The following is an 18,837-nucleotide window of genomic DNA, read 5'->3' as shown; positions in this document are numbered from 1 at the left end:
TAGGGAGTACAACTTTTGGTAATATAGGGCAATTAAAATCTAATATACAACTTTTATGTGCTAAGGGATTCCTAAACAGTATAAATGAGGATGGATATATTGATATTAATTTAAAAATGATGCCAAACAATATACAAAGTGGACTTATTGGAATAAGCTCTAAAATAAAAGAAAAAGAAGAAATACTAAATATAATACCATCAGATCTTATAATAAACCCAGAAAAAAGTATAATAAAACTTGAAGAGAATAGTAATTATGAGCCACCATTTAATTTATATAAGATAATAGAGGATAAGGCCTCTGTACTTAGAGAAGAGGGTATGGATGAAGATGCAATAAATAAATTTATTACAACTGATATAACAGTTCATATAAAATGCTTCTATGATAAATTAAAAAATGATAAATATTCAAGACAGGGTCTATTAAAAATAGTTGATGAAAATATAATAGCTTTTGTTGAGCAAATTAAAGATTTAGCTGAGGAGAGGCTTGGAAGAAAATATAATGAAAGATTTATTTATGCTATGAGTCTACATATGAGTGCATTTTTTAATAGATTAAATAAAAATATAGAGCCGGATTATGAACAGATGGAAGAGCTTATAGCAGATTATCCAAAAGAATATGAATTATCAAAAGAGATATGCCAAAGAGCATCACAATATTTTAAGGCTACAATTCCAACTGGAGAGGTTACGTATATAACGTTACTATTAACATCAATAGAAGAAACTGATATTAATGCAAAAATTGGTGTAGTAGTTGCAGCTCATGGAAGTAGCACTGCAAGTAGTATGGTTAATGTGGCTATAAAATTATTTGATAGTGACAATATACTTGCGGTTGATATGCCACTTGAAATAAGTCCGAAGGATACACTGGAATTAGTTACTCAAAAGGTTAAAGAGATTGATAGAGGAAAAGGTGTAATGCTACTTGTTGATATGGGATCTCTTAATAGTTTTGGAAATATAATTTATGAAAATACGGGAATAAAGATAAGAACATTAGATATGGTATCTACTCCTACTGTATTAGAAGCTGCAAGAAAGTCTTCATTAAATGATGTTGATTTAGAGGGATTGTATCAATATTTAAGGGCATTTAAGGGATACAGTGTCAATACTAAAGAGACAGGTAACGATGATAAATCAAATGGTGTAATTGTAACAATATGTTCTAGTGGTAAAGGTGCGGCAATTAAATTAAAGGGATTAGTTGAGGATGTTGTTCATAATATATCTGAGGAAAAGATTGAGGTTATCCCAATAGGTATAAAGGATCATGAAAATAAAATAAATAATATATCTAAGAATAATAAAGTCTTAGCTATAGTTGGAGTCATCGATCCTAAAATGAATATTCCATTTATATCACTTGAAAGTTTAATATCAGGAACAGGAGAAAAAATAATAGAAAATATATTTAAAGGTGAAAGTATTAGTATAGAAGATAGTGCTCATGAGGATATTGTATTAAATAATTTATGTTACGACAGTTTAAAAGAAACTATTACTTATTTAAATCCAGATAAAATTATTAATCTTCTTTTAGAGTTTATAGAAATGTTAGAAAGTGAATTGGAGAGGGATTTTATTAACTCAATGAAGCTTAGAATAGCCCTTCATACAGCTTGTGCATTAGAGAGAGTACTTCTTAAAGATGAATTAGTATATATGGATGATAGAGGCAAATTTGATTATAATATAGTAAATAAAATTAGAAATGCTTGTTTAATATTCAAAGAATCATTAAATTTAGAAATAAGTGAAGATGAAATATATTACATTACAGAGATGGTATTATTATAGTATCAAAAATATAAGAAGTATATTAATATAGTATTAGAACTGTATCAGAAATATAAAAAAGCGTATCAATAAGAAATTTGTACAAATTTTTTATAGCTAAATTATAAGGCTATAGTTAGTTTGTACAATTTTTTTTGTTTTATGATAAACTTTGGCATGAGTTTTGCTATTAAAAATATAGACATAAGAAGTATACTGAGGAGGATGATTTATAATGAAAATAGTTTTAGCAAGAATAGATGATAGATTAATACATGGACAAGTAGCTACAATTTGGAGTAAGCAAACAGGTTGTAATAGAATAATAGTTTGTAATGATGAAGTTGCAAATGATGAAATAAGAAAGACTTTATTAACACAAGTAGTGCCTCCAGGGATAAAGGCGCACGTTGTTGACGTTGATAAAGCAGTAAGAGTGTACAATGATCTTAAATATTTAGATGATAAGGTATTATTTCTTTTCACAAATCCAATGGATATTTTAAGAATGGTAGATCAAGGTGTTGATATTAGGAGTGTTAATATTGGAGGAATGTCATTTAAATATGGTAAAAAACAAATTACAAATGCAGTATCAGTAGATGAACAGGATATAGAAGCATTTAAGAAATTACATGATAAAGGAATTGAATTAGAAATAAGAAAAATAGCTTCAGATTCAAAACAAGACATCATTCCATTATTAGAAAAATTATATATTAAAACTTTGAAAAAGGTTACTCTTCCAAACTCATAGGCGTCTTGTTGCATGTAAAGTAATATGACTTATATTAGTATATATTATAACAGGTATTATGATAGATGTTTTCCTTGATTAGTTTTCAAAAGGTGAAAGAACTCTCTATAAAGGAATACTAAACTTTATAGAGAGTTCTTTTATAAGAATATAAAAAATACGATTAATATATACGTATAATAGTAAATATAATTAAAATAAAATTCGTAAAAAGCTTGATTTTTTATTTAATCTAGATTACAATTTCCATATAAGGGTTAATTAAAACAGAAAAATCGAACATTAAGGCCTGTATAAATCTCTAATAAGGGGAGATGTTTCTACCGAGCTTCCGTAAAAAGCTCTTGGCTATAGGATCACTTAATATTATTTCGTTTATGATAAGGGAGATGTTTATTTATGAATTATGAAGTAATAATAGTGGGAGCAGGGCCAGCGGGAATATTCACTGCTCTAGAATTAAATAAAAGAGAGCCAAATAAGAAAGTATTATTAATAGAAGCAGGAAGAAGCATAGATAAGAGAAGTTGTCCAAAGGAAAAGACAAATAAATGTGTTTCATGTAAACCATATTGTCATATAACTACAGGATTCTCAGGGGCAGGAGCATTCTCAGATGGAAAACTATCACTTAACTATGAAGTTGGAGGAGATTTACCAGAGCTTATAGGGGGCAATTTAGTTCAGAAATACATAGATTACACAGATAAGATATATCTTGAATTTGGGGCAGATAATAGGGTAGAAGGATTAGATAATCCTGAAGCAGTAAAAGAAATTAGAAGAAAAGCTATTGAAGGAAATTTAAAACTTGTAGATTGTCCTATAAGACATTTAGGAACAGAAAAGGCACAAGAAATTTATTTGAAGATTCAAGAGCACTTATTAGAAAAGGGAATAGAAATTAAGTTTAATACTTCAGTAAAGGACTTAATAATAGAAAATGGAAAAATTAAAGGGGTTAAGGTAACGGATTCAGTAACTAGAACTAAAGATGAAGATATCTTCTCAGATACAGTTGTTGTTGCAACAGGAAGAAAAGGTGCTGACTGGCTTAAGGATATGTGTATAGATCATAATATAGCACATAAAGCTGGAACTGTTGACATTGGGGTACGTGTTGAGCTTAGAAACGAAGTTATGGAGAGTGTAAACAACGTTTTATATGAATCAAAACTTATAGGATATCCAGCTCCATTTAAGGATAAGGTAAGAACATTCTGCCAAAACCCTGGAGGTTTTGTATCACAAGAGAATTATGATAATAATATGGCTATAGTAAATGGTCACTCATACAAAGATAAGAAGTCAAATAATACAAATCTTGCTATACTTAGCTCGCACAATTTTGAAGAACCTTTTAACCAGCCAATAGAGTATGGTAAAAAGGTTGCAGAACTTGTAAATATGCTTGGTAATGGTAGCATACTAGTTCAAAGATATGGAGATATATTAGCAGGTAAGAGAACATGGCAAAAAGAGCTTGATAGATCAAATGTTAAGTATACATTACCAGATGCAGTTGCAGGGGATCTAACATCAGCTATACCATATAGAACAATGACTAATATAATAAACTTTATAGAGTCATTAAATGTAGTAGTTCCTGGTTTTGCAAGTGAAGAAACACTTTTATATGGACCAGAAATTAAGTTCTATAGTAATAAAGTTATAATAGACGAGAATTTTGAAACAAACGTTAATGGGTTATACTGTCTAGGAGATTCTAGTGGATGGACTAGAGGTCTTATGATGGCTTCAGCTATGGGAGTAATGATGGGAGAAAAGTTAGCTTAAAAGCTACAACAGTACACAAATTATACATTATAAAGGATCTAGAAATTGGGGGATTTCTAGGTCCTTTTCGTATATAAAAAAATATATAATTTAAGTTAGAAAAGCTTAATAAAAATTCAGTAATCAAAGATTTTGATATAGAAATAGATATTCCATTTGAAATCAAACAGGTAATGAATAAATAAAAAAAACTGTTTTAAATTTACTTTATTAAGTAATTTTAAAGCAGCTTTTTTTATTAAGCATGTAATTTTAGGGATTAAATCTATATAAATTTATATTTAATAAAGGGGGCACAAAATTTATATATTCTTTTGTTCTGTAACCATGATTTAATGATAATACTATATACTTAGAGGTGCAAAATGTATAAACCTAAATATATTCAAATAAAGCTATGAAAAAACTTAATATTAATAATAAAAATACATTTTAAGTGATAAAGTTTCAATAAAATTGAATGTTTATTAAGAATTACAGCGATAGATAGTAGGTAAGTAAAAGCTTTGTTACATATTTTGAATTTGTTTGAAGAAAAAGTTATATATTTAAGACTGAATATGCTAGATGAACGTAGATATAAGGCGAGTTTAGATAAAAATATATAATAGTAATTTTTGAATGAGAATAATAGTTTAGCAACATATGTAACATAAAAGATTTATAAGTTAAGTAAAAATTTACCATAAAATTCGATAAAAAAATATAACTATAGAAAATAATTTCTATAGTTATATAAAAAGTAAGTATTATATTTTAATAAATTCCGGTTTCATCTTTATAGTTAGTAATTATACTTAGCAATCTTTTATAATACTTTTCATAGTAGGCCTCTTTTTGAGATTTTCCCTTATGGAAATCTCCAGTAAATAGCTCAAGCTTATCTATTGAATGAATTGATGCTATTACAAAATCAAATTTATGGGGTTTAATATCCCTAGAACATTTATCCAAAATATGATCTTAAAATCCCATTTCTATTCCTTTTTTTATAGAGATTCTATCTTTATATTTATTTGCATAGTACTCTAAAGCATTAAAATGCTTGGTATAATCTATCTTTACATTTGGATTACCAATTATGTCACAATCAACATGATCAGTAAAACAAATTTCTTTAAGGCCAAGGTCTACTGATTTTTCTACCATATCTATCATCGATGTTTTAGAATCAGCAGAAAAGTCACAATGCATATGGTAATCGTAGTACATAAAAAGACTCCTTTAGAATGTATAAAAAATTTATATTTAAATTAACTTATACAAGTATACCATAGATTTACAGTATAAAATAAATAAAAAAAGTTATAAAACAAATACCTAATACAGATAATACTTATTATCTATATTAGGTATTTGCACAATATATAAAAATTAAATTATTATATATAAAATTAGGTTAATCTAATTTTATATGACAGTATCCATTAGGATTTTTCTTTAGATATTTTTGGTGATACTCTTCAGCTTTATAGTAGTTTTGTAATGGTTTAACCTCTGTGATAATTTTTTTGCTATATTTTTGTTGTTCTTCATTTATTGCAGATTCAATTGTAGGTATAACAGAGGAATCCAAATAATATATACCTGTTCTATATTGGCTTCCTACATCGTTTCCTTGCCTATTAAGAGCTGTTGGATCTATTATTTTAAAAAACTCATTTAATAACTCTTTTAAGGATAATATACTTTCATCATATGTAACTTTACATACTTCAGCAAAATAAGTATTTTTATAGCATACATCATCATAAGTTGGATTTTCTGTTCTACCATTTGCATAACCTACTTCTGTTTCAGTAACACCTTTAATTCTAGATAAGAATTCTTCTACTCCCCAGAAACATCCACCGGCTAAAACTATATTTTTCATAATTATATCACTCCCTTCAATTCTTTTTTATTATTATAATCTTAATGAATAAAAATTCAAGTAAATTCTTTTTCATGTTCATGGTTTATTTAATATATCTTGCTATAATTGTAACAATTATATATATATATTAATTTTTATAAAAACTAAGGAGGAGTATTGATGAAAAAAAAGAAAAAATTAAGCTTTCCAACAGCCTTTACAGTTTTGTTTATTGTTTTAATATTATCAGCTGTATTAACTTATATAGTTCCAGCTGGTGCATATGCAAAGCTAAGTTATAATAAAGATGATAAGAACTTTACAATAACTACACCTCATGGAGAAACAAGTACTGAGCCAGCGACTCAAGATACTCTAAATAAGCTTGGAATAAAGATTGGCTTAGATAAGTTTGTTGACGAGAGTATAAATAAGCCTATAGCTATTCCAGATACATATGAAAAGGTTGAGCAGAAGCCTCAAGGTATAGCTGAAATAATAGAAGCCCCAATACAAGGTACATATGACACAATAGATATAATAATGTTTATTTTAATAATAGGTGGGGTAATAGGTGTTTTAAATACAACAGGAGCATTTAATGCAGGTATTGCAAGTCTTTCAAAAGCTACTAAAGGTAAAGAATATTTACTAATTATATTATTGAATATTTTAATAGCACTTGGAGGAACAACTTTTGGTCTTGCAGAAGAAACTATAGCTCTGTATCCTATATTGATGCCAATATTCTTGGCGGCAGGATATGATGCTATAGTATGTATAGCTACTATATACATGGGTTCATCTATAGGAACTATGTTCTCAACAGTAAATCCATTTTCATCAGTTATAGCATCCAATTCAGCAGGTATTAACTTTACAGAAGGATTAGTATTTAGAGGAGTTGGATTGGTAATAGCTACTGTAATAACTCTTGTTTATATAGTTAAGTATGCTAATAAAGTAAAGAACGATCCAAGTAAATCACTTATATACGATCAAAAGCAAGAAATTGAAGGTAAATTCCTACATGAATCAGCAAAGGATGTACCTAAGTTTACATTTAGATTAAAATTAATGCTTATTATATTCGCATTAGCCTTTGTTGTAATGATATATGGTGTTTCAATGCGAGGATGGTGGTTCACAGAGATGACTGCACTATTCCTTGTTGTTGGTATAATACTTGGATTTATATCAGATTTAAATGAAAAAGAATTTGTAAATAACTTTATAGCTGGTGCTGGTGACTTGGTTGGAGTTGCACTTGTAATTGGTGTTGCAAGATCCATAAACTTAATTCTTGAAAATGGAGAAATTTCAGATACACTGCTTAATTTCTTCTCAGGATCAGTTAAGGGCATGAATGGATCAATATTTATAATATTAATGCTTGTAATATTTGTTATATTAGGATTCTTCATTCCATCATCTTCAGGTCTTGCTGTTTTAGCTATTCCTATTATGGCACCACTTGCAGATACTGTAGGACTTCCAAGAGACGTAATAGTAAGCTCATATCAATTTGGTCAAGGATTAATATCATTTATAGCACCAACGGGGCTTATACTGGCCACATTAGCTATGATAGATGTAACTTATAATAAATGGCTTAGATTTATAATGCCGTTAATGATTATTATAACGGTATTTGCAGGAGCACTATTATTAGTTCAAGTACATTTTTAAGAGAAATATAAAAACTCATCATCTAAGTAGATGATGAGTTTTATTTTTAAGCTTTTTTATTTTTAACAATTATGTTTAAGAATGAGGCTAATATAATTACTATGTATCCTATTATTGATAAGATATCTGGGATTTCACTAAATAATATAAATCCATATATTGCAGCTATTATTAGACCTACATAATCAAACATTGATATTTCAGATGCTGGAGCATTTCTATAGGCAAGAGTTAAGAATACTTGTCCAAGAACAAAACAAAGACCAGCAAGTATCATATATATGATATTAGATGTTGTAAGACCAGCTGTATCAATAAACATAAAGGGAGCACAAACTATTGTTGCAATTCCTGTAAAGGATAGTATAACAGTAAAGAAGTCCTCTTTATCACCAATAACCCTAATCATAGTATATGCAAGACCTGCACAGGCAGCAGCTACTATTCCCATAAGTGATGGGATTATTGAAGAGTCAAAATGTGGTTTTATTACAAATAAACTACCACCAAAAGCTAAAAGTAAAAATATTAATTGTTTTCCTGTAATCTTTTCTTTTAAATAAAGGAATGAAAAAATAATTGCAAAGAAAGGACTTAATTTATTTAACATAGTTGCATCAGACAATAATAAATAATCTAAAGAAAAATAAAATGCGCATATAGATACAGTACCCATTATTCCTCTTAAAAATAGATATTTTCTATTACCCTTATGACCTAAAAATGATGCCTTTCTCTTAAAAATAATTATACAAACAATTACTGTTGCAACAGCATTTGTTAGAAAAGTTTTCTGGTAAGGGGTAACGCCAGAAGCGAGCTTACCAAACATATTCATAGTTGTAAAAAAGAAAGAGGCTAATATCATAAAGAATATAGCTTTTCCCTTATTGTTAATTAAATTAGACAAGTTTACATCCTCCTAACTTTGTCTTTATCCCATATAAATAACTGCTCTGAATTATTTAAACAGCCAAATAGACTCTTTTTAAAACCTGGGATCTGTTTATCCATATTACGTATAAGTTCTTTTATATCTTGTCTCTTTGTTTTTCCATCAGCAGGACAAGGGTTCTTTATAACTGGATAATTATAAAGTTGTACAGCCTTTCTTATCATAGATTCATCTATGTATACCATTGGCCTTATCAGTGTTACATCATATTTTTCCATTGTACTTTTTGGTGAAAAGCAATTAATTCTTCCTTCATAACTAATTGAAAGCATTAAAGTTTCTATAGCATCATCTTTATGATGACCAAGAGCAACCTTGTTACAGCCAAGTTTTTTAGCGTTATCATTTAATGCACCACGTCTTAAATTAGCACATAAAGAGCAAGGATTTTTTTCTTTTCTAATATCAAATACAATTTCAGTTATATTTGTTTGAATTTCATGAAATTCAACAGATAAATTCTCACAAAGTTTATGTAATGGGCTATTATCAACATCTCCAGGATTTAAAGTTATAGCAATAAGATCAAATTTTTGTGGAGAAAAACGTTGATAAGCTTTTAATATGTGTAATAATGTTAGGCTATCTTTACCTCCAGATAAACCAACAGCTATCTTATCTCCATCTTCAATTAACTGAAAATCATTTATAGCTTGTCTAGTCTTGCTTAAAAGCTTTTGCATTACCATAAAATCACCACCTTTTGTAAAAAATGATTAAAATCAACTAATATATTGTACAGCAATAATTAAAAAAAGTTAAGTGGAAGAGAGGGAGATAGAATAAATTAGATTTGGAAATAAAAAAATGTATAAGATAGCTAAGAAAGTTGTATAAAAATCATAGAAATATCATATTTTTCATAAATTTTAAGTAAAATAATATTATGAAAATAATATAAAATATGTAAAATAATACAAAATGATTTTTTATATATCAATTAAGTAATTGATATAAACTTTCTTTAACCTTAATTCTATAAAAATACATATTTTATATAAAAAGTAACTAGGTAAATAAATTTACAATTAGTCATAAACAATCAATAAAATATTAATTAATTATTTACTATTGACATAATTTATTAATTATTAGAAAATAATTAATGGCATAGTTAATATAATATTTTAGTTAGATTTGAGCAGATGGGCGGCTAGACTACCCGTGTGCTCTTTTTTGTCTAGAAAGGGAGGAAATATGAAAGAAATACTTAAAGATAAAAAGTTTATTAAAACTATGATAACACTAGCACTACCAATAACTTTGCAGAGTTTTATTACCTCTTCATTAAATTTAGTTGATAACTTAATGATTGGAAAGCTTGGGGAAGACGCAATTGCAGCAGTTGGACTAGCTAATCAATATTTCTTTATTTTTATGTTAGCATTAACGGGAATAAACGCGGGTGCTAGTGTATTTATGGCTCAATATTGGGGCAAGAGAGATGAGAAAAATATAAAGAGTATGCTAGGTCTTAATATATCTGTTGGCTTTGTAGCAACAATAATATTTGGGATTGGAGCATTATTTTTTGCAGATAAAATAATGGGGATTTTATCAAATGATCCAAGGGTAATAGAGCTTGGTGCATTATATCTTAGAATAGTATCAATGAGTTATATATTTACTAACCTAACTATGGCATTCTCCTCAGCTTTAAGAAGCACAGAACAGCCAAGAATACCTATGTATGCAAGTTTAATTGGGGTTTTAAGTAATGCGTTTTTAAACTGGGTATTTATTTTTGGAAATTTAGGAATGCCAAAGATGGGAGTAAACGGAGCGGCACTTGCAACTATGATAGCTCGTGGAATAGAGATGGTATTTATAATATCTGCTATTTATATAAAGAAAAATAGAGTAGCAGCAAGTTTAAAAGAAATGATTAATTTTGATAGAAGTTTTGTTAGAAGATACTTTAATACAGCAACACCAACGATTTTGAATGAGCTTATTTGGTCTTTTGGAATGACTGCATTTTCAATTGCTTATGCACAAATTGGGACAAGTGCAGTCGCAACTATGCAGATAGCTACTACACTAAATAATATGTTTATGGTTCTTTGTATAGGACTTGCAACAGCGGCATCAATTATGGTTGGAAATAAAATTGGTGCAGATGAAGAAGATGTTGCTGTAGATTATTCTAAGAAAATAGGATTAGTATCACCTATAATAGGACTAGTTATAGGAATAGCAATATGGGCTTTAGCTAAAGTAATAATTGCACCATTTAATGTAACAGCGCAAACTTATAGTGACACTATGAGGGTACTTCATATAATGGCACTATTTTGTCCTATAAGGTTCTTTAATGTTGTAATGATAGTTGGAGTATTTAGAGGTGGTGGAGATACTACCTATTCAATGTTAGTACAAGCGGGAACTATATGGTGTTTTGCAGTTCCTATAGCATTTATAGGTGCGACTATATTAAATGTTCCTGTAACAGTCGTATACTTCTTAATTTGTTTAGAAGAAATAGTTAAGATTATATTTGAATTTGCAAGATTAAAATCAGGTAAATGGGTTAAAGCTTTAGTATAGTAGTAAATCAATAATAGAAACTTAAAAAAGGGTTAGTTATTATAAACTGGAACCTATATAGTAGATACTTATAAAAAAGAGGTTATCTATATACGTTCTTTTTACGTACAATAAAATTTAGAGGTGATTAGTAGTGAGTAAAAAAATTTTCTAGGAACTAGAAGTTATTAAATTAAAGAAAAATCTGATTTAAAATCTAGAAATATAATTCTTAAAGCCTTTAATTATAAGGGCTTTAAGAAAGGCTCTAGAACGATTAAAATGCTTCTTGAACAGAAATTCAATATAATATTTAATCGCAAAAAAATTCAAAGAATAAGAAGAAAATATAATATTATCTTTCCATTCAGACGAGCAAATCCTTATAAGCGCTTAGTGAAAGCAACAAAGGAGCATAGAACTGTTACAAACTTATTAAATAGAAAATTTAAACAAGAAATACCAGGAAAAATACTACTTAAAGATATAACATACTTGCCATATAACATTTCTAATAGTCTCCATATTAATATAGTTTTAGATACAGTAAAGATATTATTTAAAAAATTGAACTTTAAACTTCCAGAAGATGCATTTATTCATTCAGATCAAGGAAGCCATTATACTAGCCCGAAATTCCAAAATTTGCTTAAGAAGTATAAACTTAATCAATCAATGTCTCGTCGTGGAAACTGTTGGGATAATGTACTACAAGAATCATTTTTTTGCATATGAAAGATGAGGTAGAGTATAAGAATTGTGAAACATTAGATGAACTAAAAAAAGTTATTAGAAAATATATGAAATATTATAATGAAGAGCGCTGACAATACGGATTAAAAAAGCTGACTTCGATACAATATCGAAGTCAGCTTTTAGCTGTATAAACTTTTAACTCTTTTTTTCAAGTGTCCTTGACAGAGAGTCCAGATTATAAATAACAGCTAGTGCTTTTTCATATTTATAATTTCTTTCATTTTTATATCTATTTTAATTTGCGTTTAATTTTGTTTTGTGTTTATTTCTTCTCCGTACATTTCTTTCTCACTTACACCATACATTTCTTCTCCGTTTACATTGATAAGTAATTTTCCGTTTTCATAGTTTTTGAGTATTATTTTTACATTTTCAGCAGATCCTTCTGTATATCCTATTACACTAAAAAATTCTTTCTGATTTTGTATGTTAATATGCTCTAGTTGAATGCTTGCTGCCCCTTCTGTAAATTCTTTGTCTGGATCTATTTTAACTTTATATTTTTCATTTGATTTTATTGATGGAATATTTATGTCACTTTTAAATGATTTAGAAGTTATTTTTAAATTACTTATTGTTGAATTTGTATTGTTTTTAATTTCTATATTTATATAGTTTTTATAGAAGAATGCAAAATATATTAAAATTGAAAACAATATAATTGTTATTAATATTATAAATCTGGCTAATACATTTTTTTTAATCATGTAATTTTACTTCCTTCCACTAGAATCAGTAACTGTAAGTTTATTATTTACAATTCTCCATAGCCATCCGTTATTAACGTATTTAACAACAGTTTCTGGATTGTTTGTATATTTACCTAAATCTATTCCTATCTTATTATTTCTTAAATCCATTGTTTTATCGATACCATTTGGTTCTTCTGATTCATGAGCATCTGAAAAAAGTTTAGCAAAAGATTCGCCCACAGATCTACGATTTAAAACGTTCCAATAAGCATGTCTAAAAGCATCTCCGTTTCCTTTATATAAAACTGAAGAAGGCTTGCTTACATATCTGCTTTGTGCTGCCTTATTTGCTTTTTTAGAATTTGAAAAAACTAATAAAGCTTCACGAGGATATGCACCTGTTAATGATAATTCGAGTCTAGTTACTTTTTGATTAAAAATATTATATTTTCTAGCTTGAGGTTTAGTTTCTTTTTCTTTAATTGCCTTTACTATTAATTTTAATATTTCTGTATCACTTAATTTTACATTGTTTTTTTCTTTTTGAATTAGTATATTATTTATTTTATCAAAATCTGTAGTTGTTAATATTTTGCCTCTATTCTCAATAATATTTTGATAATATTCTTTAGATTGATTACTTTTTTCTATAGTAGGCTTATAATCATTAGTAATTTCATTAGCTTTTGCTAAAATAGGTTGATTTATTATAGACATTGCTAGTATTCCACTCGATATAAAACTAGATATTTTCTTATTATTCATAATAAATTCCCCCTTGCTTTGTTTTTATTTAAGCTTAAAGGAAATAAAATACAAATACAAGTCTTATAAAATAATGAAATTTATGGTAATATGATATAGTTGGATAAAATAATTTCAAAAGCACAAATATATAATTTTGTATTTTTTCTTGAAATGAAATCAAGGTGGAGATAAAAAAAGTGTGTACTAGTTCTGAATGAAGCTACTACACACTTTTTTATATTAAATTATTTATTATTTTTTCTATACTAATCACTTTTTCTTCTTTTTTCTCTAAATAATATTTACAATTGTTAACTATTAACGCATATATTATTTCCAATTCACCAATAGGTATAGAAAATGCTAATAAAAACCCAAATACACTTAATTTACATGGATAATATATAAATAAAGGTGTCTTTATATTTTAATCACCTAAAATTATTTCTTTAAAATAAAAATAAGTGTATCTTGAAAAAGGATAGAAAAACATATTTATTTCATACACTACTAAATCATGAGTTGTAAGATATAGATTACATATATATTTAGTTATAAGATACATTACTATGAAGTTCCTTATTTTATTGATTTTAGAAAAAATTTTTATCTAAATGGCATTAAAATTTATTCTTTAATTTTTTTCTTCTATTTTATTTAGTAGTTTTATTATATTTTCTAAATCATATTTTATGCCTAAATTTGTGAAGGAATATATATTATCATAATTATTTGATAAAAATTTAAATTTTAGATTGAAATTAGTTATTACTAAATCATAATTTTTTTTATTTTCATCATATGTTTCTACTATGACATCAAATTTTTTTCTTAGGACGTTATTTAAATCATTAATTGTAGAAGTTAAAGTTAAATTTTCTGTTTGAGATAATACACCTATAGTTATTGGGCACTTAGTATGACCATTTATATAATTCAGAGTAAGGATTGTACAGAATTTAAAATATTCATTATCTATATAGTAATTATTTGTTAAAGTGTGTATTTTTAATAATAATTTTTCAACGAACTTTATTCGAGAATAGCTTGAAAATTCATTTAGATAATGTTGTGTTGTTATATAATCATTTGAATAGAAAATTCCTTTGAAGAAATATTGTTTATAGCATATATTTAATAAATTACACTTTAATGTAGCATTAAAATTATCAGGTGAATAAATAAATAATCTGTCAATTTCACTAAGTATTAGTTCATAGTTTTTATAAGCTATATTATTTTTAAATTTAATATTATTAATAACAAAATCAATGGGAAGCATATTGAAACTTAATATAAAACAAATAGTTGTATAAGATAGACATTCTCCTATGTCTTTATTAAAATGATTTTCTTCAAAAAATGTTTTAAGTTCTAAAAAAAAACTATTACTCTTTAAATTATTTTTATGAAATCTATCATGAAAACAATCTCTTCTAAAAAAGAATGTCCGTTCACTAATAATAGTAGTCCATATATATAATGAGTATTTTTGTTTTATATTAAAAGAAATATTAAATTTTTTATGAAAAAAGTTAAGTAATTTATTAAATATAAAATTGGGATTAGATGATGTTGTTCCAATATTTACAAAAAGTGAATAGAAAAAATAAGAAATCTGCGCTTTTGATCCTTCAAGTCTATATTTTTTTATACATATATCAAATTCCTTTAGCATACAGTTGCATTCAAAAACTTTTCTATTTAAAGTAGATAGGCTAATATTTAGTTCATTGCAAATCTTTATGCTGCTTAATGGTTTATGATTATTTTCAAATAGATATTTTAGAAGGCTATATTTTAATGAGTTTTTTATACATATTGACATCAAATGTTCTAGATTAATATAATTTTCATATTTTAAGATAATGTCATTTTTCATGTAGATTACCTGAACTTTATTATCATAATGACTTTTTAGTAAAAGATCAATCTTTTCAAGATGTGATTTTAATGTAGGAGGAGAAATATTAAGGGTATTATATAATTCGTATTTAGCTATTCTCCCATTATTCAAATAGAGTTTTTTTAATATATTAAGTTGAAGTCTTTCTGATATTTCTAGTAATTCTTCTTTAAACATATTGAATCCTTTCTATAAAATAATTAATATTTATTAGTATTAAATAGCAACAAATAAAAAATATATTAACATAATTAGAAATAAATTCTACAATTTTTTTTGTATTTTTACAACAGATAATGAAAAAATAGTATTTTAAGATGCATAATTTGTAATATGCATCTCGATTTTTTTTGTTTTATTAAAAAAAATGATATTAATTAATTCGAAATATAAATTAATATTTATGTATAAAGTAAACAATAGGAAGGAGAGGATTATTTATGAGGTCTAGGAAAATAATTACTGCGATTTTAATATCAACTTTAGTATCAACTATCTTTTTCGGAACAAAAATAGTTTCAGCAAGTGACTTAGGAAGTACTTCAGAAATTACAAGAGAAGAAAATGGAAAGGTTACTATCATAACTCAAAATAATAAACAAATAAGGAAATATTCATCAACAGATTCAGCTACAACTAAGGATGATTCAAGAGTTACAATAGATGCGAGCTTTATTGATGATAAATTTTCATCTGAGATGACTACTATTCTTTCACTTAAAGGATTTATGCCATCAAAAAGAGAGAAAAGGAGTCTGTTTAAGAGAGAGGGGTTTATGGAATGGCCATTTAAATATACAGTAGACGTAAAAAATCAATCATTAGATGAATCAGTAAAAATAGTAGACAGCGTTCCTAAAAATACTATTTTCAATAAAGAAGTAACTAATTCTATTTCATATTCTATAGGAGGAGGAATAGATATTTCCAAAGAATCATCAAGCAATGCGTCAGCATCATTAAATGCTAACTATGCTGTTTCAAAATCTATAAGCTATGTTCAGCCTGATTATAATACAGTGCAACTTAAAGATACAAATAATATAGCTTCATGGAAGACTGAATTTGCTGAAACACGTGATGGGTATAATATACATTCATGGAATCCGGTTTATGGGAATCAAATGTTTATGAGAACAAGATATTCTGGTACAAGTACTGATAATTTTCTTCCAGATTATCAATTATCATCTTTAATAACAGGAGGTTTTTCTCCAAATTTTGGACTTGTATTGACTGCACCTAATGGAACAAAAAAATCAAGAATAGAAGTTTCACTTGGTCGTCAAATGAATTTATATAGGATATTGTGGGATACAGAATGGCAAGGTAAGAATTGGGATTATGGTTTTAAGTCAGAAACAGTTACTTTTGAATTAGATTGGGAAAATCATACAGTAAGGAAAGTTAACTAAGGTAATCAAGATAAGATTATCAAAAAGGCTAATGAAAATCACTTGCTATGGGAGTGGCTCAAATGAGCTTTATAGATGTAGTAAAAAATCTCCTTTTGTTGAAATGGAAGATAGGTTCGTAACTAATCTTCGTAACAAGAGGAGATTTTTATTATCATAAAATTAATAAAAATTTATTTTTTTGTTAATAAAGAAAAGTTTGAAAAATTTGATGGGAAATTTGAGAAATTATTAATTATTTATATAAAAATATACATAAAAAGTAAAAAAAGAAAATATTAATCCTATTTATTTGAAAAATAAAAGTATGTTTAAAATAGAAATAAAAATTAAGATTTTTAAATTTTAAAGAGTACTACATACTACTATAAAAGCAATAAATTATTTTGAAATTTTATTATTTATGTGATATTATGGTAATCCTGTCGATAGGGAGTATTAGATAATAATTTATATCTTTTAGTAAATAATATGAGATAGCTTAGAGAGTGGAGGAATAATGAAAAAATTTTTAATAAATTAAATTTTATTATTTTAGTTTTTCTCTAATAAATATATTTGATAATCAAAAAGAATATCGGGCTTGCAATAAATCGCATCAGAGGGATCAACATTTTTTGTAGATTATGATGGTGAAAAAATAGTATATTTCTGTAATCATGATTACAATCGACGGTATATTTCTAATATCGAATTTGAAAATAAAACGTATTGCATTAGAGAAGAAAGTTATATGAATGATAATTATATATTAATGGATTTATATGATAATGAAAAGAAAGAATTGCTGACGTTTTATCATATAGATATCCAGTGAATTCATTAGACTTAATTAGTAAATGCAAAATAAATATGGTGTAAAATGTAAATGTTAATTTAGGAGGTTTCATTTTGATAAAAAAAACAAGAATCTACAAGATGCTTAGTATTATGATGACATTGGTATTAAGTTGCTCAATTCAGGCTTTTTCAAGTGAAGAAGATAATGAGAAAAAGTTATATCAAGCATATAGTATTGCATCATCAAATAATTTGAGGATTATTGATGGAGAAAATGGTGAGGAAAATATTGTTTATTGTTATAATCGAGATTATAACATACCGGGAATAAAGGAAGGGGATCAAATAGAAAAAACATATTATACAAGAATTGAAAGCTATTTAGATTCAAATGATCCATATACGGAGCAGTATGGCAAAGAGAAGAAGGAAAGGATAGCAGCTGTATTAATCGCTGGATATCCAATAGATACATATGGATTATCTAAGAAATATAAATTAACAGAATTTATAGCTAGGTATATTACTCAAAAGTTAATATGGGACATAAATGATGGAAAAGATCAATATATTAATGGAAATGATAATGACGATTTGTATTATAATGAGCTATTGAAGCATTCTAAGATAGATAAATTTGAACAGGGAAAACTAGATTTAATTGGTAGATTTGAATTTGAAAAAAATAAGGAATTGTGGAGTACATCTAAATTATCAACATTGGGAGGAACGGGAAGTTTTATATTTGATAACTTACCTGAATACATGGAGATAAGAGATTTTAAGACTAATGAGATATTGGACAAAGATATTAAAGTTGGAGAAGAATTTTATATTGTATCTAATCATGAGCCAAATGAAGATTTAAAATTAAGAATAAAATATAAATATCAAGAAGTAAAATTATATTTCTATAAGTATCATTCTGGCGGAATACCATTTAAGCCTAATAAACCATTTCAAAATTTAGTTAGAGGTGATTTAACGGATAAAATAAATGAGGTTTCACTAGAAATAAAGGCAAATGGAAATTTTGAAAAACCAAGTATACCACCAAGCATAGGGGGAACAACACCAGATTTACCAGGTGAGGAAGGAACAACGCCAGATTTACCGGGTGATAGTGGAGAAGCAGGGGAACCAGAGACACCGGGAACAGGAGGAAC

At 26.9% G+C, this 18,837-nt stretch carries 17 protein-coding genes and 1 riboswitch; of the genes, 9 read left to right on the top strand and 8 right to left on the bottom strand.

The window, feature by feature from the left end:
- From JOC62_RS18620 to JOC62_RS18610, 3 genes are all read left to right on the top strand, one after another.
- The coding region (locus JOC62_RS18620) for a PRD domain-containing protein (RefSeq protein WP_204596770.1) at positions 1-1,817 on the top strand (1,817 nt) is incomplete at its 5' end.
- A 214-nt stretch (positions 1,818-2,031) separates the two neighbouring features.
- Positions 2,032-2,553, top strand: a complete 522-nt coding sequence (locus tag JOC62_RS18615; protein ID WP_204596769.1) for a mannose/fructose/sorbose PTS transporter subunit IIB — start codon at positions 2,032-2,034, stop codon at positions 2,551-2,553.
- Between the two features lie 269 nt (positions 2,554-2,822).
- Positions 2,823-2,924, top strand: a riboswitch (purine riboswitch).
- 28 nt (positions 2,925-2,952) lie between these two features.
- Positions 2,953-4,350 (top strand): NAD(P)/FAD-dependent oxidoreductase, encoded by a 1,398-nt coding sequence (locus JOC62_RS18610; RefSeq protein WP_204596768.1) that lies wholly within the window; start codon positions 2,953-2,955, stop codon positions 4,348-4,350.
- A gap of 756 nt (positions 4,351-5,106) precedes the next feature.
- Here the strand turns inward: JOC62_RS18610 and JOC62_RS19260 are convergent.
- The 3 genes from JOC62_RS19260 to msrA form a co-directional block, all read right to left on the bottom strand.
- Positions 5,107-5,304 (bottom strand): hypothetical protein, encoded by a 198-nt coding sequence (locus JOC62_RS19260; protein WP_243425111.1) that lies wholly within the window; start codon positions 5,302-5,304, stop codon positions 5,107-5,109.
- Positions 5,305-5,313: 9 nt separating this feature from the next.
- Positions 5,314-5,562 carry a PHP domain-containing protein gene (locus JOC62_RS19255; protein ID WP_243425110.1) on the bottom strand — a complete coding sequence of 83 codons (249 nt, stop codon included), beginning with the start codon at positions 5,560-5,562 and terminating at the stop codon, positions 5,314-5,316.
- Between the two features lie 187 nt (positions 5,563-5,749).
- Positions 5,750-6,223, bottom strand: coding sequence for a peptide-methionine (S)-S-oxide reductase MsrA (gene msrA, locus JOC62_RS18600; RefSeq protein WP_204596767.1), 474 nt, complete (start codon positions 6,221-6,223; stop codon positions 5,750-5,752).
- Between the two features lie 162 nt (positions 6,224-6,385).
- On the opposite strand from msrA, the gene JOC62_RS18595 reads away from it, so the two are divergent.
- Positions 6,386-7,894, top strand: coding sequence for a YfcC family protein (locus JOC62_RS18595; protein ID WP_204596766.1), 1,509 nt, complete (start codon positions 6,386-6,388; stop codon positions 7,892-7,894).
- Between the two features lie 46 nt (positions 7,895-7,940).
- Here the strand turns inward: JOC62_RS18595 and JOC62_RS18590 are convergent, their stop codons facing one another.
- A complete protein-coding gene (locus JOC62_RS18590; RefSeq protein ID WP_204596772.1) occupies positions 7,941-8,792 on the bottom strand; it encodes an EamA family transporter in 852 nt (283 codons plus the stop codon).
- Between the two features lie 14 nt (positions 8,793-8,806).
- Positions 8,807-9,532, bottom strand: coding sequence for a tRNA 2-thiocytidine biosynthesis TtcA family protein (locus tag JOC62_RS18585; RefSeq protein ID WP_204596771.1), 726 nt, complete (start codon positions 9,530-9,532; stop codon positions 8,807-8,809).
- Positions 9,533-10,046: 514 nt separating this feature from the next.
- Between JOC62_RS18585 and JOC62_RS18580 the strand changes: the two genes are divergently transcribed.
- The 3 genes from JOC62_RS18580 to JOC62_RS18570 all read left to right on the top strand — a co-directional run bounded on the left by JOC62_RS18580 (position 10,047) and on the right by JOC62_RS18570 (position 12,202).
- The gene (locus JOC62_RS18580; RefSeq protein WP_204596765.1) at positions 10,047-11,396 is read left to right on the top strand and encodes an MATE family efflux transporter; all 1,350 of its coding nucleotides are present in this window, start codon (positions 10,047-10,049) and stop codon (positions 11,394-11,396) included.
- A 375-nt stretch (positions 11,397-11,771) separates the two neighbouring features.
- On the top strand, positions 11,772-12,110 hold the full coding sequence (locus JOC62_RS18575; RefSeq protein ID WP_204596764.1) for a DDE-type integrase/transposase/recombinase: 339 nt from the start codon (positions 11,772-11,774) through the stop codon (positions 12,108-12,110).
- Positions 12,107-12,202, top strand: coding sequence for an IS3 family transposase (locus JOC62_RS18570; protein ID WP_204596763.1), 96 nt, complete (start codon positions 12,107-12,109; stop codon positions 12,200-12,202). The genes JOC62_RS18575 and JOC62_RS18570 overlap by 4 nt, the downstream gene beginning before the upstream one ends.
- Before the next feature lie 174 nt (positions 12,203-12,376).
- Here the strand turns inward: JOC62_RS18570 and JOC62_RS18565 are convergent, their stop codons facing one another.
- From JOC62_RS18565 to JOC62_RS18555, 3 genes are all read right to left on the bottom strand, one after another.
- Positions 12,377-12,838 carry a hypothetical protein gene (locus JOC62_RS18565; protein ID WP_204596762.1) on the bottom strand — a complete coding sequence of 154 codons (462 nt, stop codon included), beginning with the start codon at positions 12,836-12,838 and terminating at the stop codon, positions 12,377-12,379.
- A 6-nt stretch (positions 12,839-12,844) separates the two neighbouring features.
- On the bottom strand, positions 12,845-13,588 hold the full coding sequence (locus tag JOC62_RS18560; RefSeq protein WP_204596761.1) for a DUF6973 domain-containing protein: 744 nt from the start codon (positions 13,586-13,588) through the stop codon (positions 12,845-12,847).
- Between the two features lie 616 nt (positions 13,589-14,204).
- Positions 14,205-15,653 carry an AcpB/EbpR/MafR family transcriptional regulator gene (locus JOC62_RS18555; protein ID WP_204596760.1) on the bottom strand — a complete coding sequence of 483 codons (1,449 nt, stop codon included), beginning with the start codon at positions 15,651-15,653 and terminating at the stop codon, positions 14,205-14,207.
- A 263-nt stretch (positions 15,654-15,916) separates the two neighbouring features.
- Between JOC62_RS18555 and JOC62_RS18550 the strand changes: the two genes are divergently transcribed.
- The gene (locus JOC62_RS18550) at positions 15,917-16,891 is read left to right on the top strand and encodes a beta-channel forming cytolysin (protein ID WP_204596759.1); all 975 of its coding nucleotides are present in this window, start codon (positions 15,917-15,919) and stop codon (positions 16,889-16,891) included.
- An 891-nt stretch (positions 16,892-17,782) separates the two neighbouring features.
- On the top strand, positions 17,783-18,837 hold a 1,055-nt coding region (locus tag JOC62_RS18545), incomplete at its 3' end, for a thioester domain-containing protein (protein WP_204596758.1).

Source organism: Clostridium sardiniense (assembly GCF_016907995.1).
In the GTDB taxonomy this organism is placed as follows: Bacteria; Bacillota; Clostridia; order Clostridiales; family Clostridiaceae; genus Clostridium; species Clostridium sardiniense.
The sequence above is the reverse complement of the archived record's forward strand: the minus strand, read 5'-3'. Positions and strand labels throughout refer to the sequence as shown.